Source organism: Gluconobacter sp. P1D12_c (assembly GCF_018812105.1).
In the GTDB taxonomy this organism is placed as follows: domain Bacteria; phylum Pseudomonadota; class Alphaproteobacteria; order Acetobacterales; family Acetobacteraceae; genus Gluconobacter; species Gluconobacter oxydans_A.
Genome location: NZ_JACSIQ010000131.1, coordinates 1 through 658, shown reverse-complemented (window position 1 = coordinate 658; position 658 = coordinate 1). Strand labels below are relative to the sequence as shown.

1 protein-coding gene is annotated in these 658 nt (G+C 57.3%); it reads right to left on the bottom strand.

The window, feature by feature from the left end; genetic code table 11:
- A partial coding sequence (locus KP705_RS15935; protein WP_215764940.1) for a plasmid recombination protein occupies window positions 1-555 on the bottom strand: 555 nt, incomplete at its 3' end.
- Between the last annotated feature and the right edge of the window lie 103 nt (window positions 556-658).

Here is a 658-nt window from a genome sequence, read left to right as displayed (position 1 = left end):
GGTCGGAATATCCCTCAGAGCCTTCACAAGAGGCTCCAGACGGCTCTGAAGCTGTTTCAGGCTCTCTCTGTCTTCCTTGGCCCGTTTGGTCGCTGTGCGGGCAACTGTGGCGCTCTGAACGGCAGGTTCATAATGCTGCTGAACGGTCTGACTGATGCGTTTTGCCACCTGCTCAGGGTCTTCCACAACACGGGTAAAAATCCCCTTCTTGAGCACCTGCGGTTCTAGGTCAGCAGGGGTCAGGTTTTTGTGCTCGGGTGCGTCCCGTTCTAGCGCCCCGTAGTAGGTTTTCAGCTTGGTGTGGGTGGCCTTGCTTCCTTCGATGCCGCGTTCCAGTCCGACAGGGCGTCCCACAACTCGCGCAAAGTCGGTCTGCATCTCGTTCAGGGCCTTGGCACCACCGAGGAACCGGCGGCAATTCAGGCGGCCTGTATCGGGGTCTTTTGGCACCACGTAGGCCGACAGGTGCGGCGTTTTTTCGTCCCGGTGAATGATGGCAGCGATCACGTTGTCCTTGCCGTGCCGCTCCTGAATCCAGCGCAACGCCTCGTTCAAATAGGGGTCACGACACGAAAGTGTACTTTACGTACGCTTAGAGTGAACCCAACAAGAACGTTGAGGCTGTTCTGCTGAGAGTTCGATAGACAGTTGGCCGAGA